Here is a 23,720-nt window from a genome sequence, read left to right on the forward strand (position 1 = left end):
ACCGTGAGGGAGGACCCCTGGTGATCAGGTGACCTGATCACCAGCGGGACGGGGGGCGTCGCCGGGTCGGCCGACCGGCGGGGGCGTGGACGTCGGGGACGCCGCGCCGACCGCCTCGATCGCCTGCTCCGCCGGGTCGTCGACGTCGTGCGTCGCGGTGGCGCTCTGCTGCCGGGCCTGGATGCCCGACTTGTTGCTCAGCGCCAGCTGCGGCAGGAACAGGAACACGAAGAACCCGATCGCGACGACGCCCGCGGCGATGAGGAACACCAGGTCGATCGAGTCGGAGAACCCGGCCTTGAACGGCTGCGCCAGGTATCCGGGCAGCTCCTGGATGAACGAGGTGTCCGACAGGTCGGCGCCGGCGTCCAGCTGCCCGCTCTGCAGCGCCTGCGCCACCCGCGGGTCCTGCGCCGCCGCCGTCTCCACCCGGGCGCCGATGTCCTCGGGCAGCCGGGTGAACAGGATCGACAGGAACGCCGCGGTGCCGATCGTGCCGCCCATCTGCCGGAAGAAGGTCACCGAGGAGGTGGCCACCCCCATCTCCCGGGGGGAGACGGCGTTCTGGACGGCGAGGATGACCGGCTGGAAGTTCAGGCCCAGGCCCAGGCCGAGCATCACCATGAACGGCACGATCGCCCAGATCGAGGTGTCGGCGCCGACGACGAACGACATCGCGACGAGCGCCACGACCATCAGCGCGATGCCGACCAGCGGGAAGACCTTGTACTTGCCGGTCTTCGAGATCGCGATGCCCGACCCCATCGCGCCGGTCATGATGCCGGCGACCAGCGGGATCATCTGCAGGCCGGCGACGGTGGCGCTGGAGCCGTGCACGATCTGCAGGTACTGCGGGAGCAGCAGCAGCCCGCCGAACATCCCGGCGCCCATGACGATCGAGCCGATGCCGCTGACGGCGAAGCTGCGGTTCCGGAAGAGCCGCAGGGGCAGGAGGGCGTCGTCCCGGTAGGCCCGCTCGACGAGCACGAAGAGCACGAAGCCGAGCGCACCGACGGCGTAGCAGGCGATCGCGCGACCCGAGTCCCAGCCCCAGGTGCGGCCCTGCTCGGCGACGATCAGCAGCGGCACGAGGAACGTGATCAGCGCCAGCGCGCCGGGCCAGTCGATGCGGTGGTCGCGGCGCTCGTGCGGCAGGTGCAGCACGCGCCAGACGGCGGCGAACGCCAGCAGGCCCAGGGGCACGTTGATCCAGAAGATCCAGCGCCAGCCGTCGAGGCCGAGGATCGAGTCGTGGCCGGCGAAGAAGCCGCCGATGACCGGGCCCAGCACGCTCGAGGTGCCGAAGACGGCCATGAAGTAGCCCTGGTACCTCGAGCGCTCCCGCGGCGGCACGATGTCGCCGATGATCGCCAGCGCCAGGGACATGAGCCCGCCGGCGCCGACGCCCTGCACCGCGCGGTAGGCGGCCAGCTGGTACATCGTGTCGGCGATGCCGCACAGCGCCGAGCCGACGACGAAGATCGCGATGGCGAAGAGGTAGAACGGCCGCCGGCCGTAGATGTCGGAGAGCTTCCCGTACAGCGGCGTGGAGATCGTGGACGTGATCAGGAACGCCGTCGTCGCCCACGCCTGCAGGTCGTAGCCCTGCAGGTCGTCGGCGATGGTGCGGATCGCGGTCGAGACGACGGTCTGGTCCAGCGCGGCCAGGAACATCGCGACCATCAGGCCGGCGAGGATCGTGACGATCTGGCGGTGGGTGAAGGCGCCGTCGGCGCCCGGCGCGGACGCGGCCGTGCGGGCGTCCCGTCGCCGAGCCGCCTTGTCGCGGGCGGTGGTCTGGCTCATGCGTCGTCCTTCGGGGAACGGGTGTCCGTGCGGGGTGGGGTGGCGGCGGGCAGGCCGGCCGCGAGGCCGTCCAGGAGCCGGCCGAACAGGGTGGTGAGGGCGGTCAGGTCGGCCTCGGGCCAGTCGGCGGTGATCGCGCCGAGGTGCTTCTCCCGCTCGCGCCGCAGCCCGTCGAGCGCCGCGTGCCCGGCGTCGGTGACGACGAGGCGGGTCGCGCGGCCGTCGGACTCGTCGGCGGTCCGCCGGACCAACCCCTGGTCGACGAGCGCGGAGACGTGCCGGCTGACCGTGGACGGGTCGGCGTGGACGAGGTCGGACAGCGCGCTCTGCCGCAGGGGGCCGAGGCGGCTCAGCGGGAAGAGCAGGACCAGGGCGGCTCGGTCCCGGCCGTCGGCGCCCAGCTGGCTCTTGAGGCCGTGCAGCACCCGCATCATGCGCGGCAGCTGCTCGGCGAGGACGGCGACCTCGGCGTCGCGGCCGGGCGAGCTGTTCGCGGACATGCGACCTCGGGAGGGTGGACGGGAGCTGACTCGTGCACGGTACAACTCGTTGCAGGGTGCATGCAACGAGTTGCAGGGCGCATCGGGTGTGAGGTGGGGAACGCTGGGCCGGGCCCGCGAGGTGGGACCCTTGGGAGCCTGTCCCCCTACCCGTCCCGCCCGAGAGGAACGCGAGTCCGCCGGTGAGTTCTCCGCACGACGACCTCCGCGCGCGGTTGGCGTCCCTCACGCTGGCCGACGAGCACCGGCTCCGCCGCCGGCTCGACGGGCTGCGGCGCACCCGGGACGCGCAGGCCCGCGAGCGGCAGCGGGAGCGGATCGCCGCCGACGTCGCCGTCGCCGAGGAGCGGATCGCCCGCCGGCGGGCCGCCGTCCCGGTGATCAGCTATCCCGAGGACCTGCCGGTCAGCGGCCGCCGCGACGACATCGCCGCCGCGCTGCGCGACGCCCAGGTCGTGGTGGTCGCCGGCGAGACCGGCTCGGGCAAGACCACCCAGCTGCCCAAGATCGCCCTCGAGCTGGGCCGCGGGGTGCGCGGTCGCATCGGGCACACCCAGCCGCGCCGGATCGCCGCGCGCAGCGTCGCCGAGCGGATCGCCGAGGAGCTCGACACCCCGCTGGGCGAGGCGGTCGGCTACAAGATGCGCTTCAACGACCAGGTGTCGGACTCGACGCTGGTCAAGCTCATGACCGACGGCGTGCTGCTGGCCGAGATCGCGCACGACCGGCTGCTGCGCCAGTACGACACGATCATCCTGGACGAGGCCCACGAGCGGAGCCTCAACATCGACTTCCTGCTGGGCTACCTCGCCCAGCTGCTCCCGCGGCGGCCCGACCTCAAGCTGGTCATCACCTCCGCGACCATCGACGTCGAGCGGGTGGCGAAGCACTTCGGGAACGCGCCGGTGATCGAGGTCAGCGGGCGCACGTACCCGGTCGAGGTCCGGTACCGGCCGGTCGTCGACCCCGATGACGCGGAGGCGGACGAGGACCGCGACCAGGTCACCGCGATCGTCGACGCGGTCGACGAGCTCGTCGCCGAGGGGCCGGGCGACATCCTGGTGTTCCTCGCCGGCGAGCGGGAGATCCGCGACACCCAGGACGCGCTGTCCGAGCGCGACCTGCGCGGCACCGAGATCGTCCCGCTGTACAGCCGGCTCTCGGCCGCCGACCAGCACAAGGTCTTCGCCCCGCACAGCGGTCGCCGGATCGTGCTCGCCACCAACGTCGCCGAGACCTCGCTGACCGTGCCCGGCATCCGCTACGTGATCGACCCGGGCACCGCGCGGATCTCCCGGTACAGCCATCGCACCAAGGTGCAGCGGCTGCCGATCGAGCCGGTCAGCCAGGCCTCGGCCCGGCAGCGCTCCGGCCGGTGCGGGCGGCTGGGCCCCGGCATCGCGATCCGCCTCTACACGCACGACGACTTCGAGGCGCGCCCCGAGTTCACCGACCCGGAGATCCTGCGCACCAACCTGGCCTCGGTGCTGCTGCAGATGGCGGCGCTCGACCTCGGCGACGTCGCGGAGTTCCCGTTCGTCGACCCGCCGGACCGGCGCGCGGTCAGCGACGGCATCGCGCTGCTCGAGGAGCTCGGCGCCCTCGACGCCGGCGGGAAGCTCACCGACACCGGCCGCTCGCTGGCCACCCTGCCGCTGGACCCGCGGCTGGCCCGCATGGTCGTGGAGGCCGACCGCCGGGGAGTGCTGGAGGAGGTCCTGGTCATCGCCGCCGGGCTGACCATCCAGGACCCGCGCGAGCGGCCCGCCGAGCACCAGCAGGCGGCCGACCAGTCGCACGCCCGCTTCGCCGACGACAACTCCGACTTCCTCGCCCTGCTCAACCTCTGGCGGTACCTGGAGGAGCAGCAGGAGTCGCTCTCCGGCAACCAGTTCCGCCGCACCGTGAAGCGGGAGTTCCTGCACTACCTGCGCATCCGGGAGTGGCAGGACCTGCACGGCCAGCTGCGCGGAACGGCGCGACGCCTCGGCATGGAGCTGAAGGACGCGGCGGCCGAGCCCGACGAGCGGGGCATCTCCGCCGCGCTGCTGTCCGGCCTGCTGACCAACGTCGGCCTCCAGGTGGAGCCGGCGAAGACCCGGGACGGCAAGCCGGGACGGCCGGGCCGCGAGTACCTGGGCACCCGGAACACCCGCTTCGTCATCGCCCCGGGCACCCCGCTGGCCAAGAAGCCCCCGCGCTGGGTGGTGGCCGCGGAGCTGGTGGAGACCAGCCGGCTCTTCGCCCGCACCGTCGCGCGGATCGACCCGGAGGAGGTCGAGCGGCTCGCCGACCACCTGGTCAAGCGCCAGTACTCCGAGCCGCGGTGGGACGCCAAGCGCGGCAGCGTCGTGGCCACCGAGCGGGTCACCCTGCACGGGCTGCCGCTCGTCGTGGGCCGCCGCGTCCAGTACGGCTCCATCGACCCGGTCGTCTCCCGTGAGCTGTTCATCCGGCACGCGCTGGTGCAGGGGGAGTGGACGACCCACCACAGGTTCTGGGCCGAGAACCAGCGGGCTCTGGAGCAGGTCGGGGAGCTCGAGGAGCGGGCCCGGCGGCGCGACATCGGGGTCGACGACGAGACCGTCTTCGAGCTCTACGACGCCCGCATCCCGGCCGACGTCGTCTCCACCCGGCACTTCGACAAGTGGTGGAAGGCAGCCCGGCACCGCACGCCCGACCTGCTGACGTTCACCCCGGAGATGCTGACCGACGCGGCGGTCGCCGCCGAGGTGCGGATCGAGGACTATCCCGACGAGGTGCACCTGACGCAGGGGTTGACCCTGCCGCTGAGCTACGCCTTCGAACCCGGCGCGCCCCTCGACGGCGTCACCGTCGACGTCCCCCTCGGCATGCTCGACGCCGTCGCCCAGCGGACGGCGGGTGAGTCGCTGGCCTTCACCGTGCCGGGGCAGCGCGCCGAGCTGGTCACCGAGCTGCTCCGCTCGCTGCCCAAGCAGCTGCGCCGCGCCCTGGTGCCGATCCCGGACCGGGTGCGGGAGGTGCTGCCGCGGATCGACGTCGGGGAACCGCTGCTGCCCGCGCTGGAGCGCGAGCTCCGCCGGGCGGTCGGCATGGTGATCCCGCCGGACGCCTGGCAGCCCGGCCAGGTGCCCGGTCACCTGCGCGCGACGTTCCGCGTGCTCGACGACCAGCACCGGACGCTGGCCACCGGCAAAGACCTCGCGGCGCTCACGGCGCAGGTCGCGCCGCAGGCCCGCGCCAGCCTCGCCCGCGCGGCCTCGGACCACGAGCGGACGGGCCAGACGTCGTGGACGTTCGGGGAGCTGCCGGAGACCGTCGAGGTGCGGCGGGGCGGCCACGTGGTCACCGCCTTCCCCGCTCTGGTCGACGAGGGGGCGACGGTCGGCGTCCGCGTCGTGCCCACCGCGGCCGAGGCCGCCCGGCTCACCCGGCTCGGCGCCCGTCGGCTGCTCGTGCTGGTCGCCGGCTCGCCGGTCAAGCAGGTCGTGAAGGGGCTCGGACCGGCCACCCGCCTGGCCCTGCAGTTCAACCCGGACGGCGAGATCCCCGACCTGGTCGCCGACTGCGCGGACGCCGCCGCCGACGAGCTCATCGCGGCCGCCGGTGGGCCCCCGCGGGACGAGGTCGCGTTCGCCGCGCTCGTCGCCGCCGCCAAGGGGCAGCTCCAGCAGCTGACGGCGGACACCGTGCGGCGGGTCGAGGCGGTCCTCACCCGGGCGCGCGAGGTCGCCGTCGCCCTCGGCGCCGCCCCCGGTCGGCGGGTGCCGGAGGCCGCGGTCGCCGACCTCCGCCGGCAGATGACGGGCCTGCTGCACCGGGGCTTCGTGGCCGCGACCGGACGGCGCCGGCTGCCCGACCTGGTGCGCTACCTGACGGCGATGGCCCACCGGGTGGAGAAGCTGCCGGCCAACGCCGCCCGCGACCAGCTGTGGATGCAGCAGGTGGCGGCGGTGACCGAGGACTACGAGCGGCTGCGCCGGGAGGTGCCCTCCACCGGCGCGCCCGACGACCCGGTGGTGCGCGTGCGCTGGATGGTCGAGGAGCTGCGGGTGGCGCTGTTCGCCCAGGTGGTGGGCACGCCGCGGCCGGTCTCCGAGCAGCGGATCTACAAGGCGATCGACGCGGTCCTCGGCTAGTCCCCGTCGCGCAGCAGCGCCGAGATCCGCTGCCGCGTGACGCCGAACAGCGCCGCGATCCGGTTGATGGAGACCTCCTCCCGCTGCAGCGCGGCCGCCTCCTCCCGCCGCCAGGTGTGCCCCGCGGTGGCCAGGGACGAGAGCACCGACGAGATGCTCTCGACCACCAGCGGGCGGGACTCCTCGGTGACCAGCTCCAGCCAGGGGCGCCCGGCCCGGCGGTCGGCGAGCAGCGCCACGGCGCGTTCCCGCGCGCGCTGCAGCTCCGCGAGGGACCGGTCGACCTGCTCGATCAGCTCGACCAGCGCCCGGGTCGCGGCGTCGTCGGACGGCCGGGGCGTGCTCATGCGGGTCCTCTCGGGTGGCGACCGGACGGCGGACGACGATACGTCACCGTGGGACGCATGCAACAGGTGTGACATGCAATGGGTGTTCCATGCAACGGCAGTTGCGGGGAAGGGGTCGTCGCGGGACAGTTGTGTGCAACCGAAGCTCAGCTCTCGGGCCGGACCTGCCGATAAGAAGAGCACGGGCCAGACGCCGCCCCGCCAGCCGGCAGAACGGAAAGGTTCCATGTCCACGCTCATCGCCAGTTTCGACCTGCCGCCGACCGCTGCCAGCGTTCCGGTCGCCCGGCGGCTCGTGCGCGAGCTGATGCAGGCATGGGGAGCCCGGCAGGACCGCGACGACGCCGCCCTGCTGGTGACCGAGCTGGTGGCCAACGTGGTCGACCACGTCGGCGGATCGGACTGCCTCACGCTCGAGGCCACCTTCTCCGAGGACTGGCTCCGCCTGGGCGTCGTCGACTGCTCGCCGACCCGGCCGGAGGTCCAGGAGCTGGACGGCGACAGCGTGCGCGGCCGCGGCATGCACATGGTGCAGGTCGTCGCCGACCGCTGGGGCTGCGAGGACCACCGCGGCGGCAAGCGCGTCTGGTTCGAGCTGCGGCCCCAGCGCCTCTGACCCGCGCCGACCGCGGCTGTGACCGACGGCTGGTTTGCCGCCGTCCCGGATCGGGGAGGCTCCCTGCCAGGAGCCATCCCACAGGAAGGGGACTGCGATGAGCGAGCCCAACACCCACGCCGCCGGCGAGGGGGTCTCCGACGAGGAGATGATCGAGACCGTCGCCGGTCAGACCGACAGCGCGTCGGAGAACGCCGACGTCGCCGGCAAGGACTGGGACGGCGACCCGGGTAGCGCGCCCGCGCCGACCGACCAGGCCTGAGCGCCGAACGACCCCCGCACCGCCCCCGTCCCGCACCGCGGGACGGGGGCGGTGTCGCGTCCGGGCCGGGGTCGGCGGCTGACAGACTGCGGTGATGAGCGCCACAGCCGAGACGCGGCCGGTCCCCGCCGGGGCGGCCCTCGGGCCGCTGGCCCGCCCCGCCCGCACCGCCGTGCGCTGGGCCGTCCGCCACGGCCTGCCCGCCGTCTACCTCTCCCGCAGCGCTCGCCGGGGCGATCCGGTGGGCCGGCTGATGCGCGACCGCGCCCTGCGCGAGCAGCCCTACGGCGTGTACGAGGAGGTCCGCGCCCGCGGGCCGCTGAGCGGCAGCAGCCTCGGCTGGGTCACCACCTCGCACGCGATCGCCCAGGAGGTGCTCCGCTCCGACCGGTTCGGCGTCGGGTGGGACCGGTCCGCCGCGCCGAAGCCCATCCGGTGGGCGCTGGAGTTCGGTGACGACCCGGCGTCGGCGGGGGTGGCCGAGCCGCCCTCCATGCTGGTCGTCGACCCGCCCGACCACACCCGCTTCCGCCGGCTGGTCAGCCGGGCGTTCACCCCGCGGGCGACGGCGGCGTTCGAGCCGGCGATCCGCCGCACCGCCGACTCCCTGCTCGACGCCCTGGAACGGCGCACCGGCACCGTGGACCTGATCGGGACCTACGCCGCCCAGCTGCCGGTGCTCGTCATCGCCGAGCTGCTCGGTGTGCCCACGTCCCGGCGGGAGGACTTCCTGCGCTGGGGTGCCGCGGCCGCCGCCACGCTGGACCCGGGGCTGCCGCTGCGGCGCTACCTCGCCGCGGAGAAGGCGCTGCGGGCCATGCACACCTTCCTCGACGAGCACTTCGCGCAGCTGCGCCGCGACCCGGGCGAGGACCTGGTCAGCAGCCTGGTGACCCTGCCGCCCGAGGAGGCGCTCACCGACCGCGAGCTGCACGCCGTCGTCCTGCTGCTGCTCGGCGCCGGGTTCGAGACGACGGTCAACCTGCTCGGCAACGCCGTCGTCCTGCTGGACGCCCACCGCGACCAGTGGGAGGGCCTGCGCGCCGACCCCACGGGCTGGGACGGCGCCGTGGAGGAGGTCCTGCGGCTGGACAGCCCGGTGCAGCTGACCGGCCGGACGGCGAAGGCCGACGTCGAGCTCGGTGGGCGCAGCGTGCGCACCGGTACCCGGGTGACCGTGCTGCTGGGCGCGGCCAACCGGGACCCCGACGTCTTCCCCGACCCGGCGCGCTTCGACGTGACCCGGGCCAACGCCCGCGCCACCTGGCGTTCTCCGGAGGCATCCACTACTGCGTGGGCGCGGGCCTCGCCCGGCTGGAGGGCGTGGTGGGCCTGCGGGCGCTCAGCGAGCGGTTCCCGGAGCTGCGGGTCGCCGGCACGCCCGAGCGCCGCGACCTGCAGACCCTGCGCGGCTTCGAGCGCCTCCCCGTCACCCTCCGCTAGGGGCCAAAATGGCCATTTCGGCCCTTAGCTGCCGGGTACGAGCATCCCGGCGCCGACGGTGGCGTTGGTCGCCTCGTCGATGAGGATGAACCGGCCGGTCACGCGGTTGCGCGCGTAGTCGTCGACGAACAGCGGCTGCGTCGTCCGGATCTTCACCCGGCCGATGTCGTTGAGCCCGAGCTCGCCGGCCTCGCCGTCCCGGTGCAGGGAGTTCACGTCCAGCCGGTACTGGAGCTCCTTGACCATGCCGCGGACGGTGCGGGTCGTGTGCTTGACGGCGATCCGCTGACGGGGCCGCAGCGGCTCGTCGGTCATCCAGCACACCAGCGCGTCCAGGTCCTGGGACGCGTGCGGGGCGTTGGCCGGGCGGCAGATCAGGTCACCGCGGGAGACGTCGAGGTCGTCGGAGAGCCGGACGGTCACCGCCATCGGTGCGAACGCCTCGTCCACCGGGCCGCGGGGCCCGTCGATGCCGGCGATCGTCGTCGTCAGGCCGCTGGGCAGCACCTGCACCTCGTCGCCGGCGCGGAGCACACCGCTGGCCACCGTGCCGGCGTAGCCCCGGTAGTCGTGGTGCGCGTCGGACTGCGGGCGGATCACGTACTGCACGGGGAAGCGGACGTCGACCAGGTTGCGGTCGCTGGCAACGTGCACGTGCTCGAGGTGGTGCAGCAGCGAGGGGCCCTCGTACCAGGGCATGTTCTCCGAGCGCCGGACCACGTTGTCGCCGTTGAGGGCGGAGATCGGGACGACGGTGAGGTCGGGGATGTCGAGCTTGGCCGCGAACGCGCTGAACTCGTCGCGGATCGCCTCGTAGGTCGCCTCCGACCACTGGACCAGGTCCATCTTGTTCACCGCGACGACCAGGTGCGGCACCCGCAGCAGCGAGGCGAGGAAGGCGTGCCGGCGGCTCTGCTCCACCATGCCCTTGCGGGCGTCCACCAGCACGATCGCCAGGTCGGCGGTGGAGGCGCCGGTGACCATGTTGCGCGTGTACTGCACGTGGCCGGGGGTGTCGGCCAGGATGAAGGTGCGCCGGGGGGTGGCGAAGTACCGGTAGGCGACGTCGATGGTGATGCCCTGCTCGCGCTCGGCGCGCAGCCCGTCGGTGAGCAGCGCCAGGTCGACGAAGCCGCCCTTGCTGGCCCGCTCGACCGCCTCGTACTGGTCCTCGAAGATCGCCTTGCTGTCGTAGAGCAGCCGGCCCATGAGGGTGCTCTTGCCGTCGTCGACCGAGCCCGCGGTGGCGATCCGCAGGATGTCCTTGCGCGCGGTGGCGATCTCGGCGGCCTGCTCGGCCGCCCGCGAGTGGACGTCGACCGGCGGCTCGGGGTGGACGTCGACCGGGGCGTCGGGGATCGAACTCATCGGGACATCTCCTGGCAGAGGACGGCGTCGGGGCGGACGCTGGGAGCCGACGCCCGGGGAGGAAGCGCATGTTCGTGTTCGCCGCGGCGGTCCCGGCGCTGCTGGTCGTGGTCGTGGGCTACGTCGCCGGGCACGCGGTGGCCGCGTGGATCTGCGCCGTGCTGGGCGTGGAGGTTCGGCAGCCGCCGGAGGTGGCGGGCTGGGTGACGGGCCTGGTGCTGCTCGCCGTCGTGGTCCGGCTGCTGGTGCAGCGCTGCCGCCGGCGCTCCGCGGAGAAGCGGGGCCATCAGAAGTAGCCCTCCTTCTTGCGGTCCTCCATCGCCGCGTCGCTGACCTTGTCGTCACCCCGGGTGGCGCCGCGCTCGGTCATGCGGGTCACCGCGATCTCGGCGATGACCTCCTCCACGGTGACCGCCTCGGACAGCACCGCGGCGGTCAGGTTCGCGTCGCCCACGGTGCGGTAGCGGACGCTCTCGCGGCGCACCTGCTCGCCCTCGCGCGGGCGGATGAACTCGTTGACCGCGTAGAGCATCCCCTGGCGCTCGACGACGTCCCGCTCCTGCGCGAGGTAGAGCGGGGGGATCGCGATCTGCTCGCGGGAGATGTACTGCCAGATGTCGAGCTCGGTCCAGTTCGACAGCGGGAACACCCGGATCGACTCGCCCAGGTGGATCCGGCCGTTGTAGAGGTCCCAGATCTCGGGGCGCTGGTTCTTCGGGTCCCACTGACCGAACTCGTCGCGGAAGGAGAACATCCGCTCCTTGGCGCGGGCCTTGTCCTCGTCGCGGCGGGCGCCCCCGAACAGGGCGGTGAACCCGTGCTCCTCGACCGCGTCGAGCAGCACCGGCGTCTGGATCCGGTTGCGGGAGCCGTTGGGCTCCTCCTTGACCGTGCCGGCCGCGATCGCGTCGGGGACGGAGGCGACCACGAGCTGCACGCCGAGCTCGGCGACCCGCTTGTCGCGGAACTCGAGCACCTCGGGGAAGTTCAGCCCGGTGTCGACGTGCATGACCGGGAACGGGATGCGGGCCGGGGCGAACGCCTTCCGGGCCAGCTCCAGCATGACGATCGAGTCCTTGCCGCCGGAGAACAGCAGCACCGGCCGCTCGAGCTCGGCGACGACCTCGCGGATCACGTGGATGGACTCGGCCTCCAGCGTCTCCAGCTGGCTGAGCCGGTAGTCGGGCGTAGTCATGCGCGCAGGCTCCGGGGATTCGACATCAGGGCGAGCAACCGCATCGACTCGGTGCGGATTCCGCTCCAGTGTCCGCTATCGCCCGGTACGGGCCGCAGCCAGCACCCGGTCGGCGAGCTCGGGCCGGGCGACGACGAGGTCGGGCAGCGACGGATCGGGCACGTTGTAGACCAGCGGGGATCCGTCCAGCCGGCAGGTGACCAAGCCCGCGGCCCGGGCGATCGCGACCGGGGCGGCGGAGTCCCACTGGTACATCCCGCCCGAGTGGACGTAGGCGTCCACCTCGCCGCGGACCACGGCCAGCGTCTTGAAGCCGGCCGACCCCAGGGGCACCAGCTCGCCGTCCAGCGCGGCGGCCACGGCCTCGGCCTCGGCCGGGGGGCGGGTGCGGCTGACCGCGATCCGGACCGGTCCCTCCGGGCGGGCGGGGAGCGCCGGCGCGGGTTCGGCCACGTGCACCTCGCCGAGCGCGGGCAGCGCGACGGCGGCCGTCCGCAGCTCGCCGCCGGCCCACAGCGCCACGTGCACGGCCCAGTCGCCGCGCTCGGGATCGGAGTACTCCCGGGTGCCGTCGAGGGGGTCGACGATCCAGACCCGGTCGGCGGCCAGCCGGCGGGCGTCGTCCGCCGCCTCCTCGCTGAAGACGACGTCGTCGGGCCGCTGCTCGGTCAGGACGGCGAGGATGGCGCGCTGGGCGGCGGCGTCACCGGCGTCCCCCAGCGCGCGGCCGGTCGGGCCGCCCGAGCGCAGCGGGAGGAGCACCTCGGCCGCGGCCCGGGCGGCCCGGACCGCGACGGCGACGTCGGTCAGCTCCACTGCACCGACGTCGCGTCGCCCGGCCGGCGCGGCGGGGTGTGCTTCCCGGTGGCGTCGGTGATCGCGCCGAAGTAGGCCTGGGCCTTCTCCGGGCGCGGCATGACGAAGATGCCGCGCGCCTCGACCAGCGGCTTCTCCGGAGCGGAGGCGAGCGCGATCGTGCCGGCGATGACCGACTTGCGGCCCTCGTTGCTGTCCACCCAGGCGCGCAGCACCAGCGGCGTCTCCAGCGGCAGCGGCCCGCGGTAGTCCAGCTCCAGGTGCGCGGTCATGCCCCACAGGCCCGCGGCACCGGCGGCGCTGCCGAGGAGCTGGTCCATGAACAGCGCGCTCATGCCGCCGTGCACGTAGCTCGGCGGGCCCTCGTAGGCCACGCCGAGCGTCACCTCGGCGACGACGCCGCCCTCCTCGCGGCGCACCAGCAGCGGCGGGGCGATCGCGTTGCCGATGCCGACGACCGGGTTGAACACGCGGCGGCCCGTGGCGGGGTCGTCGAGGACCGGCAGCTGGGCGGCGGTCCGCCGGGACGCCGCGACCCGCGCGGTGGCCTGGCGCACCAGCTCGGCGGCCGCGGCGATCTCCCCGGCCGGCACCGTGCTGACCACCGAGGCCTCGATGAGGTCGCGCAGCGCGGCGCCGAGATCGGTGGACGCCGCCATCAGCTCGGCGTCGTAGGGGGCTCCGGTCTCGGGCTCGCCGTCGTTCGTGGTCACCGCCAGATGGTCGCAAGCCCGCTCAGGCCGGCGTCGTGGCACCCCTGGGCGGTCCGCCGCGGGGCAGCCGGACGGTGACGGCGAGCCCCGCGCCCGGCGCCGTCTCCAGCGCCGCGGACCCGCCGTGGGCGGCGGCCAGCGAGGCGACGATGGACAGGCCCAGCCCGGTCCCGCCCGCGGCCCGGGTGCGCGAGGCGTCGGCCCGGTAGAACCGCTCGAAGGCCCGGGCGGCGTCGGCCTCGGCCATGCCCGGCCCCTCGTCGGCGACCCGCAGCAGCAGCACGTCGGCGTCCTCGGGGTCCTGCGCCACCGAGACCAGCACGCGGGTGGTCACCGGGGTGTGGGTCAGCGCGTTGGTGACCAGGTTGCCGACCACCTGGCGGAGCCGGCCCTCGTCGCCGAGCACGACCGGGACGTCGGTCAGCGACTCGTCCAGGTGCAGGCTGATCGGCCGGTCGGGCTGGACGGCGCGGGCGTCGTGCACGGCGTCGCCGGCGACGGCGGCGAGGTCGACCGGGGCGGTCGACAGCGGTCGCTGCTGGTCCATGCGGGCGAGCAGCAGGAGGTCCTCGACCAGCAGCCCCATCCGGCCGCCCTCGGCCTCGATCCGCTCCATGAGGCGGGCGACGTCGTCCTCCGAGCGGACCGCCCCCTGGCGGTACAGCTCGGCGAAGCCGCGGATCGACGTCAGCGGGGTCCGCAGCTCGTGGCTGGCGTCGGCGACGAACCGCCGCATCCGCTGCTCGGAGCCGCGGGCCTGCTCCTCGGAGGCCTGCTGGGCGTGGAAGGCGCTCTCGATGCGGGCGAGCATCCCGTTCAGCGCCGTCGAGAGGCGGCCGACCTCGGTGCGCTCGTCGCCCTCCGGCACGCGGCGGGAGAGGTCGCCCGCGGCGATCGCCCGCGCGGTGTCCTCCACCTCGGCGAGCGGCCGCAGGCTGTTCCGCACCAGGACGTAGCCGGCGGCTCCCAGCAGCGCGAGGACGACGAGGCCGACGACGACCTCGATGGCCACCAGGCGGTGGATGACCTGCTCGTCGCCGCGCAGGTCACGGGCGAGCAGCGCCGTGTACCCCTCGGGCAGCTCGACGGCGGCGACCCGCCAGGAGGTGCTCCTGTCCTCCGCGGGGACGGTGAACATGCGCGGTGGGCGGGCGGGGCCAGCGGGGTCGTCGTCGCCCATCCGCTCGGCCAGCCGGCCGAGGTCGGGCCGCTGGCCCTCGTCGACCGTCGGGCCGGCGAGGACGACCAGCTCCTCGCCGCCGGGGGCGAGGCAGCCGAGGTAGTCGGTGGCCGGGTAGGCCTGCGCCTCGACCGTGCACTGCCGGAGCAGCGAGACGCGCTGCTCGGAGAGCCGGTCGGCGGTCACCCGCAGCTGCGCGTCCTGCTGCTGGGTCAGGTAGCCGCGCAGCAACGAGGTGGCGGCCAGACCCGTCGCCAGCAGGGCGACCGAGAGGAGCGCGACCAGGAGGGCGACCAGGGTCACCCGCAGCGGGATCCGGGCGCCCCGGCGGGGATCCGGGGAGCCGGCGGTCACGAGCCCCGCGGCAGCCGCAGCGTGTAGCCCACCCCGCGGATGGTCTGCAGCAGCCGGGGCTCGGTGGTGTCGATCTTGCGGCGCAGGTAGGAGATGTAGGACTCGACGACGTTCGCCTCGCCGTTGAAGTCGTAGTTCCACACGTGGTCGAGGATCTGCGCCTTCGACAGCACCCGGCCGGCGTTGGCCATGAGGTAGCGCAGCAGCTTGAACTCGGTGGGGGAGAGGCTGATGACCTCGCCGGCCTTGATGACCTCGTGGGTCTCCTCGTCCAGCTCGATGTCGGCGAAGGTCAGCCGGGGCGCCTCGGCGGCGCGCTGGGCGCCCGCCGTCCGGCGCAGCACCGCGCGGATGCGGGCGACGACCTCGTCGAGGCTGAACGGCTTGGTGACGTAGTCGTCCCCACCCAGGGTCAGGCCGCTGATCTTGTCCTCGGCGGCGTCCCGGGCGGTGAGGAACAGCACCGGGGTGTGCTTGCCCGACTCACGCAGCCGGCGGACGACGCCGAAGCCGTCGAGGCCCGGCATCATGACGTCGAGCACCAGCAGGTCCGGGCGGAACGACCCGGCCAGCGCGAGCGCCTGCTGCCCGTCGGCCGCCGTCGCCACCTCGAACCCCGCGTAGCGCAGGCTGGCCGAGAGCAGCTCGCGGATGTTCGGCTCGTCGTCCACCACCAGCAGGCGGGCCTCCGGGGCGGGGCTGCCGGTGGTCTGGTTGCCGGACACGGCTCCTCCGGTCACGTGCGCCGATGCGGTCATGGTCCCGAGCCTCGGTCCGCCGGCTGCGCCACGACTGGACGCTACCTGTGAATCCGCTGGGAGCCGACGCTCTCTCACCCGCCCGGGGATCAGCTGCCCATGGCCTTGCCCAGGCGCCAGTAGCCGATCGCGTGGTGCTGCGCCCGGCCCAGGCCCCAGCGCCCGCGCAGGTCGGCCCGGACGGCGCGCACCGTCGCCGACTCCGCCCCGACCCAGGCGAAGACGTCGTCCCCGGGCGGCCGCTCGAGCGCGGCGACGGCGTCGGCCAGCAGCGTGCTCTCGCCGGGCGGTGTGCCGCCGCGGTGCAGCCAGCGCACCTCGATCCCGGGCGGGCCCGGAAGCGGCTGCTCCTCCTCCGGCCCGGCGACCTCGAGGAAGGCGACGCCGACCGCGGTGGGCGGGGCGGTGGCGAGCAGCCGGCTGATGGCCGGCAGCGAGGTCTCGTCGCCGGCCAGCAGCAGCCAGCCGGCGGGACGCTCGGCCAGGGAGGCGGCACCCGCGACCGCCAGCACGGCACCCGGTCGCGCGGCGGCGGCCCAGGCGGCGGCCGGGCCGTCGCCGTGCAGGACGAAGTCGATGTCCACCTCGCCGGCGGCGGGGTCCTGGCGGCGGGCGGTGTAGCTGCGCAGCGCGACCCCGTGGCTGCCCTGCGGCCAGACGATCCGGCCGTCCCGCTGGATGCGCGGCCAGAGCGGGTCGGGGTCGTCGGCCCGGGGCACGAGCAGGTTCACGGTCGGGCCCGCGGCGGCCACCGCGGCGGGCTCCCCGGAGAGGGTCACCCGGCGCACCGAGGGGGTCACGTCGGTCACCGCGACGACGGTGAGGACGTCGACCGGTCGCAGGCCGTCGGTGAACACGGCGCCGTCAGGAGAGGTCACGTCGCTCCAGCCTAGGCGGGCCGCCCGTCGCCGGTGACCGATGTGTGCCCGGCCGCCCCCGGGGGCACGGCACGGGCAGCACTGTCCGCGAGCAGGGAGACGCCATGTCTGGCGAACCGAAGAAGGGTGACCACGTCACCTGGAGCAGTCACGGCAACGAGGTCGAGGGCACGGTGAAACGGAAGATCACCTCCGACACCGAGGCGTCCGGTCGCACCGTGCGGGCCAGCAAGGACGACCCGCAGTACGAGGTGGAGAGCGACAAGACCGGCAAGACCGCCGTGCACAAGCCCGGCGCCCTGCACGAGGACTGATCCACAGGTCCGGGCACCCCGGACCGCACAGCAGAGGGAGACACCGTGACCGAGTCCGCAGGCCAGTTCGCCGGAGCGTCCGAGCGCAGCACCAAGCACAACCCCCGGCTCGACGAGGAGCTCGAGCACGAGATCCAGGGCATGCTGAAGGGCGAGAAGGCCACCCGGGCGCAGGAGTGGCGCGAGGTCGAGCCGGTCGCCGAGGGCGAACCGGACATCACCGCGGACCCGACCGGCACGCTCGTCGGCGGGACCCCAGTCGGCATGACCGAGGACGCGGTCGTCGCCCGGGCCGAGCTGGCGCGCTGGCTGACCCGCCAGCCCTTCCCCGGCACCCGGGAGGACCTGGTCGAGGCCGCCCTGGACCACCGCGCGCCGGATGTCGTGGTGGCGGAGCTCCAGCGGCTGCCCGAGGGGCAGACCTTCGAGCGCATCGGCGACGTCGCCCGGGCGCTGGGCTACCCCACGGAGACCGGCCCCGGGGCCGGCGCGTCCGACGTCTGACCCGAGGAGGGAGGACCCCGGTCTTCTCACCCCTCGCAGGCTCGGGGTGAGACCTTGACCGGGGCCGATCCTCAGGCGTCCGTTGCTTCCCGGGCCTCGTCCTGCGCGATCTCCTCCGCCCCGCGGCGGCGGAACAGGCGGGAGCCCGGGAAGCCCTTCACGATCTGACGCATGTCCTGGACCGTGTCGACCAGGTCGTGCACGTCGGTGCCCACCGTCCCGAGGGTCTCCAGCACCGGCAGGATGTCCTCGTCGAGGTGCGTGACCAGCTGGGGGAGCTGGTCGATCAGCTGGATGAGCGCGTCGACCTCGTCGGCATCGACCGAGGCGGCCAGTCGCCGGACCGCGGGGGCCAGGGCGGTCAGCACCGGCTCGTAGTCGGCGAGCATCGGCTCGACCCGGCCCACCATGCTCTCGGCCCGGTCGACGATCGCGTCCGCCCGGGCGCTGGTGCCCCCGACCCGCTCGATGGCGTCGTCGGCCTTCTGCTGGGTCTGGCCGACCCGTTCGATGGCGTCGTCGGCCTTCTGCTGGGTCTGGCCGACCCGTTCGATGGCGTCGTCGGCCTTCTGCTGCGTCTGGCCGACGCGCTCGATCGCGTCGTCCGCCTTGGCCTGGATCTCGCCCACCCCGGCGATGGCCTCGTCGGCCCGGGTCCGGGTCGCCTCCACCCGCTCGATCGCGCCGTCGGCCCGGTCGAGCAGGCCCTCCATCCGGTCGACCAGCCCCGACACCCGGCTCAGCAGGGTCTCCACCGTGCCGAGGACGTCGGCCGCCCGGGGGACGAGCGCGACCGCGTCGGACACCCCGTCGCGGACGCCGCCCACGAGGGCGAGCACATCGGAAGGGCCTGGTACGGAAGGGAGACGCACCCGTCGAACGCTACGCACCACTCCGGTGGGCCACCATCAGGTTGCCCCCGTCAGGTCACCTCCCGTGCCGCGCGTCGGCGTGGTAAAGGCCCGGACGCCCGTATCGTGGGTCGACGGACACGTACGTGCGGACGACGAGAAGGTGTCGACACCTGTGGGGGATCAGCCGACGCGGGACGGCGGGGGCGCCCGAGGCGTCCCCGGTCGAACTCGCCGTGGGCACTCCGCGGAGGCCGGCGCCGTCGAGCCGGTGACCGTCGAGCAGCTCCTGGCCCGTCAGGGCGAGGGGGTGGGCCGGCGCCGCGCGTCCCGGCGCGCCGCCGAGCCCCGGGCCGAGGCTCCCGCCCGCCGGGCCGCCGAACCCCGGGCCGGGGCTCCGGCCCGCCGCGCCCCGGTCGCCCGCGGGCCCGAGACGCCCGCCGCGCGCTCCGACGAGAGCCCCGCTGTCCGCGCCGGTCTGCCGCCCGTGCCCGGTGCCGTGCGGCCGGCCCGTCCCGCCGGGGGGTCCACCGCTGCGCCCGAGGTGCAGCCGGGCCCGCCGCCGCTGCCGGCGCTCCAGCCGGGGCTGCCACCGGTACCCGCCGCCGCCCCCGCGCCGGCACCGATCGCTCCTGCCGTCCAGGCCGGTCTCCCCCCGGTGCCGGGCAGCAGCGGGGCCTCGCTCTGGGCCCCCGCCGAGCGCCCGTCGCGGCGCAGCGGCCCGATCCCCCCGTTGCCGGGTATCGCCGTCCCGCCGGCGCCCCCGGTGGAGCGGCCCACGCGCGCCGAGGCCCGCCCCCCGCGGAGCGCGGGCCGCCGCCGCGCGGTCCGGGTGGCGACGGCGCTGGTCGCGCTGCTCGGCGTCGTCGTCCTGTACCACCTGGCGCTCTACTTCTATGTCGACCAGCGCATCGACCGGGTCGACGCGCTGGCGACCGACGGCCCCGAAGTGCTCGCCGCCGAGCTGCAGGACGCCGCCGAGACCTACCTCGTCGTCGGCACCGGCGTCCCCGGGCAGACCGGCGCGGCCTCGGTGGCGACCCTGGTGGCCTCGGTGTCGGCCGAGGGCGACCGCGCGGTGCTGGTGAGCGTCCCGCCGACCGCGATGATCGACACCCCCGTGTGCCGCACGCCCGACGGCGATCTGCGCAACCCCGTGACCGAGGCCTTCGCCAGCTCGCTGCTCGACGGCGGTCCGGCGTGCATGGTGCGGGCGGTCCAGCAGCTCTCCGGCCTGAGGATCGACCACTACCTCGGGGTGGACCTCGCCGGTCTGCCGGCGATGGTCGACGCGCTGGGCGGCGTCCCCGTCTGCGTCGTCCCCTCCGAGGCGACCGCCGCGGCCGCCGAGCCGCCGCCCGCGGGCCCCTCGCAGCTCACCGGCAGCGCGGCCGCCGGGTTCCTCGCTCCGGGTGACTCGGGCACCGACGTCACCGGGGCCGCCGTCGCCGAGCGCGCGCAGCGGCTGCTGACCTCGACGCTGCGCGGGGCGATGTCGATCGACACGCTGCTCGACCCGGTCGCCCTCGCCACCTTCCTCAACCGGGCGTCGGACAGCCTGACCGTCGACGAGCAGACGACCCTGGGGGACCTGCGGGAGCTGGCCGGCTCGCTCGGGAACCTCTCCGGCGACGCCGTCCAGCGGGCCGGGCTGCCGGTCGCGCAGGTCGGCTACGTGCCGGCCGGCACCGATGAGGCCTACGTCGTGCTCGACGCACCGGCGACGCGGTCGCTGTTCGACGCGGTCATCGACGACACCCGGCTGCCCGCCGAGGTCCTCGAGGCCCAGCGGGCCGCCCAGACCGCCGCGTCCCAGGCGGCCGAGGCGCCGCAGCCGGCTCCCGAGCAGCCGGCGGGCCCGCCGCCCCTGACGGCGGCACCCGGGCAGATCACCGTCGACGTGCTCAACGGCACGGCCACGACGGGGCTCGCCGGCACGGTCGCCGACGCCCTGCGCGCCCAGGGCTTCGGTGTCGGGACCGTGGGCAACGAGGAGGGCACGGTGAACGAGACGGTCGTGCGCTTCGGACCCGGGGCGGAGGAGCAGGCGCGCACTGTCGCGGCCGCCGTGCCGAACTCGGTCCTCCGGCCCAGCGACGCGGTCGGTGCCGCGGTCCAGCTGGTGATCGGGCCCGGGTACTCGACGGTCGTCCCGGTCCAGGTCGGCGGTCCGGCCGCCGTCGAGACCGCGGCGCAGCCGGCCCCGGCCGATCCGCAGCCGGAGGCGGAACCGGTCAGCTGCTGACGCCGCCCGGCTCCTCCAGGCGGGCGTTCAGCACCTGGAACAGCACGTGGTCCCGCCAGCGACCGGCGATGTGCAGGTAGCGCGGAGCCAGGCCGTACCGCTCGAAGCCGTTGCGGGCCAGCACCGCCTGGGAGGCGACGTTGTCCGGCAGGGTCCCCGCCTCGACCCGGTGGAGGCCGAGCTCGTCGAAGGCGGTGCGGATGACGTGCGCCACCGCCGCCGAGGCCAGCCCCTGCCGGGTGTGGCGCTGCGCCACCCAGTAGCCGACCGCGCCGGACAGCAGGGCTCCGCGCACGATGCCGGCCAGCGTGATCCGGCCGGCCACCTCACCGCTGGGCGCCAGCACGACGTAGGGCGCCATCGTGCCCGCGGCGTGCGCGGCCAGCACCGTGGCCAGCTCCGCCCGCTGGCCCTCGTCGGTGTACCAGGACTCGTCGCGATGCGGCTCGTAGGGCGCGAGGAACTCCCGGTTCTCCCGCAGCAGCGCCGCGAGGGCGGGGGCGTCGTCGAGGGTCACCAGCCGGGGTGGGGGCAGCACCCCGGCATCCTCTCAGCGCCGGATCAGCGCCGGATCAGCCGAAGCGGCCGGAGATGTAGTCCTCGGTGGCCTTCTCGTCGGGGTTGCTGAAGATCTTCTCGGTCGGGTTGAACTCGATCAGCCGGCCGGGCTGCCCGACACCGTTGAGGTTGAAGAAGCCGGTGGACTCGCTCACCCGCGCCGCCTGCTGCATGTTGTGCGTGACGATCACGATGGTGAACTGCTCCTTCAGCTCGGTCATCAGGTCCTCGATGGCCAGCGTGGAGATCGGGTCCAGGGCGGAGCACGGCTCGTCCATCAGCAGGACGTCGGGCTCGACGGCGATGGCGCGGGCGATGCAGAGCCGCTGCTGCTGACCACCGGACAGGCCGGAGCCGGGGCGGTCGAGCCGGTCCTTCACCTCGTTCCAGAGGTTCGCGCCGCGCAGCGACTTCTCGACGAGGTCGTCGGCCTCGGCCTTCTTCATGCGCTTGTTGTTCAGCCGGTTGCCGGCGATCACGTTGTCGTAGATGGACATCGTCGGGAACGGGTTCGGCCGCTGGAAGACCATGCCGATCTGGCGGCGGACGTCCACCGGGTCGACGTCGGGTCCGTAGAGGTCCTGGCCGTCCATGACGACCTTGCCCTCGACGCGTGCCCCGGGAAGCACCTCGTGCATCCGGTTGAGCGAGCGGAGGAACGTCGACTTCCCGCAGCCCGACGGGCCGATGAGCGCGGTGATGCTCCGCGGCTCGATGGAGATGTTGACGCCTTCGACGGCTCGGAAGTTGCCGTAGTAGATGTTGAGGTCGGAGACCTCGATGCGCTTGGCCACGTGCGTGTCCTCCGGGTCTGTCGGTCGGCTCGGGATCGGTCAGCGACCGGTCTTGGGCGCGAAGAATCGGCTGATCAGGCGGGCGACGACGTTGAGCGCCATGACCAGGATGATGAGTACGAGGGCGCCCGTCCAGGCGCGGTCCAGGAATGCCTGCGTGGCGGTACCCGGCTGGGTCAGCTGGTAGAAGGCGAACACCGGCAGCGTCGCCATGCGCCCGTCGAACGGGTTGAGGTTGGTGCCGGTGATCAGGCCGACGGTGACCAGCAGCGGCGCGGTCTCGCCGACGACGCGCGCGACGGCGAGGGTGATGCCGGTGCCCAGCCCGGCGATCGCGGTCGGCAGCACCACCTTGACCACGGTGCGCCACTTGGGCACACCGAGGGCGTAGCTGGCCTCGCGCAGCTCGTTGGGGACCAGCTTGAGGACCTCCTCGCACGAGCGCACGACCACCGGGATCATCAGCACCGACAGCGCGACCGCGCCCATGACGCCCAGCCGGACGCCGCCGCCGAACAGCAGCGTGAACAGCGCGAAGGCGAACAGGCCGGCCACGATCGACGGGATGCCGGTCATGACGTCGACGAAGAAGGTGATCGACTTCTTGAGGCGTCCCCGGGCGTACTCCACGAGGTAGATGGCGGTCATCAGGCCGATGGGCACCGAGATGGCCGTGGCCAGCGCCGTGATGATCAGCGTGCCGAGGATGGCGTGGTAGGCGCCGCCGCCCTCACCGACCACGCGGTACATCGAGTTGGTGAAGAACTGGGCGTCGAACCGGGGCAGGCCGTTGTCCAGCACGGTCCACACGAGCGACAGCAGGGGCACCATCGCGATCCCGAAGGCGGTCGTGACCAGGGCGGTCACCAGCCGGTCGGTGGCCTTGCGCGGACCCTCGACGATCCGGGAGGCGACGAAGACCGCGAGCGTGCCGAGGACGACGCCGTAGACGACCGCGGTGGTGAGGCCGGAGCCGGTCAGGGCGGCGAGGGCCGCACCGAGGGCGAGGCCGGCCAGGTAGAGGCCCAGGGGCGCGAAGCGGGGCAGCCGTCGCTGGGTGCGGACGGGCCCGGTCGGACGGGCCGGGACCTCGGGGGCGATCCGGGTGGGGGTGCTCATCAGTTGGCTCCGGAGAAGTCGGCGCGGCGGTTGACGACCCAGCGGGCGAGCATGTTCACGCCGAGCGTGATGACGAACAGCACCAGGCCGCTCGCGATGAGCGTGTTGACGTCGATGCCGGTGGCCTCGGGGAACTTCAGCGCGATGTTCGACGCGATCGTGGAGGGGTTGGCGGAGCTGATCAGCGTCAGCGTGGCACCGGCGCCACCCGAGAGCACGATGGCCACGGCCATGGTCTCCCCGAGCGCGCGGCCCAGGCCCAGCATCGCTCCGGCGATCACGCCGGACTTGCCGTAGGGGAGCACCGCCATCCGGATCATCTCCCACCGCGTGGCGCCCAGCGCCAGGGCCGCCTCGCGGTGGAGGGCGGGGGCCTGGCTGAACACCTCCCGCGAGATGGCCGAGATGATCGGCAGGATCATCACCGCGAGCACCAGGCCGACGGTGAACATCGTGCGGCCGGTGGAGGACGCGGGGCCGGCGAAGAACGGGATGAAGCCGAGCGTGTCGGCCGCCCAGGTGTGGAAGGGCCGCAGGGCGGGCGCCAGCACCGCCAGACCCCAGAAGCCGTAGACGACGCTGGGGATCGCCGCCAGCAGGTCGATGACGTAGCCCATGGCGGCGGCGATCCGCCGCGGGGCGTAGTAGGTGACGTAGAGCGCGATCGCGACGGCGAGCGGCGTAGCCACGAGGAGGGCCAGCAGGGCGCCCATCAGCGTGCCGAGGATCAGCGGCCCGATGTAGGCGGCCAGACCCTCGCCGCCGGGGATCTCCTCCGCGGGAGCGGTCAGCGCGGGGATGGCCTCGCCGATCAGGAAGGCGGCCACCCCGGCGAGGACCAGCAGGATGAGGATGCCGGAGGCCTTGGCGGTGCCGGCGAAGATGCGGTCGCCGGGCCGGCGGACGGCCGGCTTCTGCGTGGGCTCGGACGGGGCCTTCGTGGCGGTCACCGCTGCTCCGTGGGTCTGGTTCGTGGAT

The 23,720-nt window shown here is 74.0% G+C and carries 23 protein-coding genes; 8 read left to right on the plus strand and 15 right to left on the minus strand.

The window, feature by feature from the left end:
* Nucleotides 1-24: 24 nt before the first annotated feature.
* Together DQ244_RS09055 and DQ244_RS09060 are read right to left on the minus strand one after the other, a co-directional pair.
* Nucleotides 25-1,806: an MDR family MFS transporter gene (locus tag DQ244_RS09055; protein WP_113811181.1), complete on the minus strand. Its 1,782-nt coding sequence runs from the start codon at nucleotides 1,804-1,806 to the stop codon at nucleotides 25-27.
* Nucleotides 1,803-2,306, minus strand: coding sequence for a MarR family winged helix-turn-helix transcriptional regulator (locus DQ244_RS09060; RefSeq protein ID WP_113811182.1), 504 nt, complete (start codon nucleotides 2,304-2,306; stop codon nucleotides 1,803-1,805). Before DQ244_RS09060 ends, DQ244_RS09055 begins: the two co-directional genes overlap by 4 nt.
* A gap of 182 nt (nucleotides 2,307-2,488) precedes the next feature.
* On the opposite strand from DQ244_RS09060, the gene hrpA reads away from it, so the two are divergent.
* On the plus strand, nucleotides 2,489-6,427 hold the full coding sequence (gene hrpA / locus DQ244_RS09065) for an ATP-dependent RNA helicase HrpA (RefSeq protein ID WP_113811183.1): 3,939 nt from the start codon (nucleotides 2,489-2,491) through the stop codon (nucleotides 6,425-6,427).
* Here hrpA and DQ244_RS09070 read toward each other — a convergent pair.
* On the minus strand, nucleotides 6,424-6,774 hold the full coding sequence (locus tag DQ244_RS09070) for a hypothetical protein (protein ID WP_113811184.1): 351 nt from the start codon (nucleotides 6,772-6,774) through the stop codon (nucleotides 6,424-6,426). The two genes, hrpA and DQ244_RS09070, sit on opposite strands and share 4 nt — an antisense overlap.
* A gap of 226 nt (nucleotides 6,775-7,000) precedes the next feature.
* Between DQ244_RS09070 and DQ244_RS09075 the strand changes: the two genes are divergently transcribed.
* From DQ244_RS09075 to DQ244_RS09080, 3 genes are all read left to right on the plus strand, one after another.
* Nucleotides 7,001-7,390, plus strand: a complete 390-nt coding sequence (locus tag DQ244_RS09075; protein ID WP_113811185.1) for an ATP-binding protein — start codon at nucleotides 7,001-7,003, stop codon at nucleotides 7,388-7,390.
* Between the two features lie 97 nt (nucleotides 7,391-7,487).
* Nucleotides 7,488-7,652 carry a hypothetical protein gene (locus tag DQ244_RS19620; RefSeq protein ID WP_199580317.1) on the plus strand — a complete coding sequence of 55 codons (165 nt, stop codon included), beginning with the start codon at nucleotides 7,488-7,490 and terminating at the stop codon, nucleotides 7,650-7,652.
* A gap of 94 nt (nucleotides 7,653-7,746) precedes the next feature.
* Nucleotides 7,747-9,123 carry a cytochrome P450 gene (locus DQ244_RS09080; RefSeq protein ID WP_233491284.1) on the plus strand — a complete coding sequence of 459 codons (1,377 nt, stop codon included), beginning with the start codon at nucleotides 7,747-7,749 and terminating at the stop codon, nucleotides 9,121-9,123.
* Here the strand turns inward: DQ244_RS09080 and DQ244_RS09085 are convergent.
* Nucleotides 9,120-10,463 (minus strand): sulfate adenylyltransferase subunit 1, encoded by a 1,344-nt coding sequence (locus DQ244_RS09085; RefSeq protein ID WP_199580318.1) that lies wholly within the window; start codon nucleotides 10,461-10,463, stop codon nucleotides 9,120-9,122. The two genes, DQ244_RS09080 and DQ244_RS09085, sit on opposite strands and share 4 nt — an antisense overlap.
* A 68-nt stretch (nucleotides 10,464-10,531) precedes the next feature.
* Here DQ244_RS09085 and DQ244_RS09090 point away from each other — a divergent pair, with 68 nt between their 5' ends.
* Nucleotides 10,532-10,759, plus strand: a complete 228-nt coding sequence (locus tag DQ244_RS09090) for a hypothetical protein (protein WP_113811186.1) — start codon at nucleotides 10,532-10,534, stop codon at nucleotides 10,757-10,759.
* Here the strand turns inward: DQ244_RS09090 and cysD are convergent.
* The 6 genes from cysD to DQ244_RS09120 all read right to left on the minus strand — a co-directional run bounded on the left by cysD (nucleotide 10,750) and on the right by DQ244_RS09120 (nucleotide 16,357).
* Nucleotides 10,750-11,658, minus strand: coding sequence for a sulfate adenylyltransferase subunit CysD (gene cysD / locus DQ244_RS09095; RefSeq protein ID WP_113811187.1), 909 nt, complete (start codon nucleotides 11,656-11,658; stop codon nucleotides 10,750-10,752). The two genes, DQ244_RS09090 and cysD, sit on opposite strands and share 10 nt — an antisense overlap.
* A gap of 75 nt (nucleotides 11,659-11,733) precedes the next feature.
* The gene (locus DQ244_RS09100; RefSeq protein WP_113811188.1) at nucleotides 11,734-12,474 is read right to left on the minus strand and encodes an inositol monophosphatase family protein; all 741 of its coding nucleotides are present in this window, start codon (nucleotides 12,472-12,474) and stop codon (nucleotides 11,734-11,736) included.
* Nucleotides 12,465-13,187, minus strand: a complete 723-nt coding sequence (locus tag DQ244_RS09105) for a PaaI family thioesterase (RefSeq protein ID WP_233491285.1) — start codon at nucleotides 13,185-13,187, stop codon at nucleotides 12,465-12,467. The genes DQ244_RS09100 and DQ244_RS09105 overlap by 10 nt, the downstream gene beginning before the upstream one ends.
* A 22-nt stretch (nucleotides 13,188-13,209) precedes the next feature.
* Entirely contained in the window at nucleotides 13,210-14,721 is a 1,512-nt protein-coding gene (locus DQ244_RS09110; RefSeq protein WP_199580319.1) for a cell wall metabolism sensor histidine kinase WalK, read from the minus strand.
* The gene (locus tag DQ244_RS09115) at nucleotides 14,718-15,479 is read right to left on the minus strand and encodes a response regulator transcription factor (protein ID WP_233491286.1); all 762 of its coding nucleotides are present in this window, start codon (nucleotides 15,477-15,479) and stop codon (nucleotides 14,718-14,720) included. Before DQ244_RS09115 ends, DQ244_RS09110 begins: the two co-directional genes overlap by 4 nt.
* Nucleotides 15,480-15,568: 89 nt before the next feature.
* Complete coding sequence (locus tag DQ244_RS09120; protein ID WP_113811190.1) at nucleotides 15,569-16,357, minus strand: siderophore-interacting protein; 789 nt, start codon at nucleotides 16,355-16,357, stop codon at nucleotides 15,569-15,571.
* A 104-nt stretch (nucleotides 16,358-16,461) separates the two neighbouring features.
* Between DQ244_RS09120 and DQ244_RS09125 the strand changes: the two genes are divergently transcribed.
* Together DQ244_RS09125 and DQ244_RS09130 are read left to right on the plus strand one after the other, a co-directional pair.
* A complete protein-coding gene (locus DQ244_RS09125) occupies nucleotides 16,462-16,671 on the plus strand; it encodes a DUF2945 domain-containing protein (protein WP_113811191.1) in 210 nt (69 codons plus the stop codon).
* 45 nt (nucleotides 16,672-16,716) lie between these two features.
* On the plus strand, nucleotides 16,717-17,175 hold the full coding sequence (locus tag DQ244_RS09130) for a DUF2795 domain-containing protein (RefSeq protein ID WP_113811192.1): 459 nt from the start codon (nucleotides 16,717-16,719) through the stop codon (nucleotides 17,173-17,175).
* Nucleotides 17,176-17,246: 71 nt separating this feature from the next.
* Here DQ244_RS09130 and DQ244_RS09135 read toward each other — a convergent pair whose 3' ends face one another.
* A complete protein-coding gene (locus tag DQ244_RS09135) occupies nucleotides 17,247-18,014 on the minus strand; it encodes an alanine-zipper protein (protein ID WP_233491287.1) in 768 nt (255 codons plus the stop codon).
* Nucleotides 18,015-18,297: 283 nt separating this feature from the next.
* Here DQ244_RS09135 and DQ244_RS09140 point away from each other — a divergent pair, with 283 nt between their 5' ends.
* Nucleotides 18,298-20,271: an LCP family protein gene (locus DQ244_RS09140; RefSeq protein ID WP_233491288.1), complete on the plus strand. Its 1,974-nt coding sequence runs from the start codon at nucleotides 18,298-18,300 to the stop codon at nucleotides 20,269-20,271.
* Here the strand turns inward: DQ244_RS09140 and DQ244_RS09145 are convergent.
* From DQ244_RS09145 to pstC, 4 genes are read right to left on the minus strand one after another with little or no spacing between them, the layout of a single operon-like run.
* Nucleotides 20,261-20,809 (minus strand): GNAT family N-acetyltransferase, encoded by a 549-nt coding sequence (locus DQ244_RS09145; protein WP_199580320.1) that lies wholly within the window; start codon nucleotides 20,807-20,809, stop codon nucleotides 20,261-20,263. The two genes, DQ244_RS09140 and DQ244_RS09145, sit on opposite strands and share 11 nt — an antisense overlap.
* A 34-nt stretch (nucleotides 20,810-20,843) precedes the next feature.
* A complete protein-coding gene (pstB, locus tag DQ244_RS09150; RefSeq protein WP_113811195.1) occupies nucleotides 20,844-21,623 on the minus strand; it encodes a phosphate ABC transporter ATP-binding protein PstB in 780 nt (259 codons plus the stop codon).
* Between the two features lie 39 nt (nucleotides 21,624-21,662).
* Nucleotides 21,663-22,742 (minus strand): phosphate ABC transporter permease PstA, encoded by a 1,080-nt coding sequence (pstA, locus tag DQ244_RS09155; RefSeq protein ID WP_113811196.1) that lies wholly within the window; start codon nucleotides 22,740-22,742, stop codon nucleotides 21,663-21,665.
* A complete protein-coding gene (pstC, locus tag DQ244_RS09160) occupies nucleotides 22,742-23,692 on the minus strand; it encodes a phosphate ABC transporter permease subunit PstC (RefSeq protein WP_113811197.1) in 951 nt (316 codons plus the stop codon). The genes pstA and pstC overlap by 1 nt, the downstream gene beginning before the upstream one ends.
* Nucleotides 23,693-23,720: the final 28 nt, after the last annotated feature.

This window comes from Blastococcus sp. TBT05-19 (assembly GCF_003319095.1).
Taxonomy (GTDB): domain Bacteria; phylum Actinomycetota; class Actinomycetes; order Mycobacteriales; family Geodermatophilaceae; genus Blastococcus.

Coding starts and splice junctions, on each gene's coding strand:
- DQ244_RS09125 (WP_113811191.1), top strand. CDS start 16,462: ATGTCTGGCGAACCGAAGAAGGGTGACCACGTCACCTGGAGCAGTCAC.
- DQ244_RS09075 (WP_113811185.1), top strand. CDS start 7,001: ATGTCCACGCTCATCGCCAGTTTCGACCTGCCGCCGACCGCTGCCAGC.
- pstA (WP_113811196.1), bottom strand. CDS start 22,742: ATGAGCACCCCCACCCGGATCGCCCCCGAGGTCCCGGCCCGTCCGACC.
- DQ244_RS09115 (WP_233491286.1), bottom strand. CDS start 15,479: ATGACCGCATCGGCGCACGTGACCGGAGGAGCCGTGTCCGGCAACCAG.
- DQ244_RS09090 (WP_113811186.1), top strand. CDS start 10,532: ATGTTCGTGTTCGCCGCGGCGGTCCCGGCGCTGCTGGTCGTGGTCGTG.
- DQ244_RS09080 (WP_233491284.1), top strand. CDS start 7,747: ATGAGCGCCACAGCCGAGACGCGGCCGGTCCCCGCCGGGGCGGCCCTC.
- cysD (WP_113811187.1), bottom strand. CDS start 11,658: ATGACTACGCCCGACTACCGGCTCAGCCAGCTGGAGACGCTGGAGGCC.
- DQ244_RS09055 (WP_113811181.1), bottom strand. CDS start 1,806: ATGAGCCAGACCACCGCCCGCGACAAGGCGGCTCGGCGACGGGACGCC.
- DQ244_RS19620 (WP_199580317.1), top strand. CDS start 7,488: ATGAGCGAGCCCAACACCCACGCCGCCGGCGAGGGGGTCTCCGACGAG.
- DQ244_RS09085 (WP_199580318.1), bottom strand. CDS start 10,463: ATGAGTTCGATCCCCGACGCCCCGGTCGACGTCCACCCCGAGCCGCCG.
- DQ244_RS09060 (WP_113811182.1), bottom strand. CDS start 2,306: ATGTCCGCGAACAGCTCGCCCGGCCGCGACGCCGAGGTCGCCGTCCTC.
- DQ244_RS09070 (WP_113811184.1), bottom strand. CDS start 6,774: ATGAGCACGCCCCGGCCGTCCGACGACGCCGCGACCCGGGCGCTGGTC.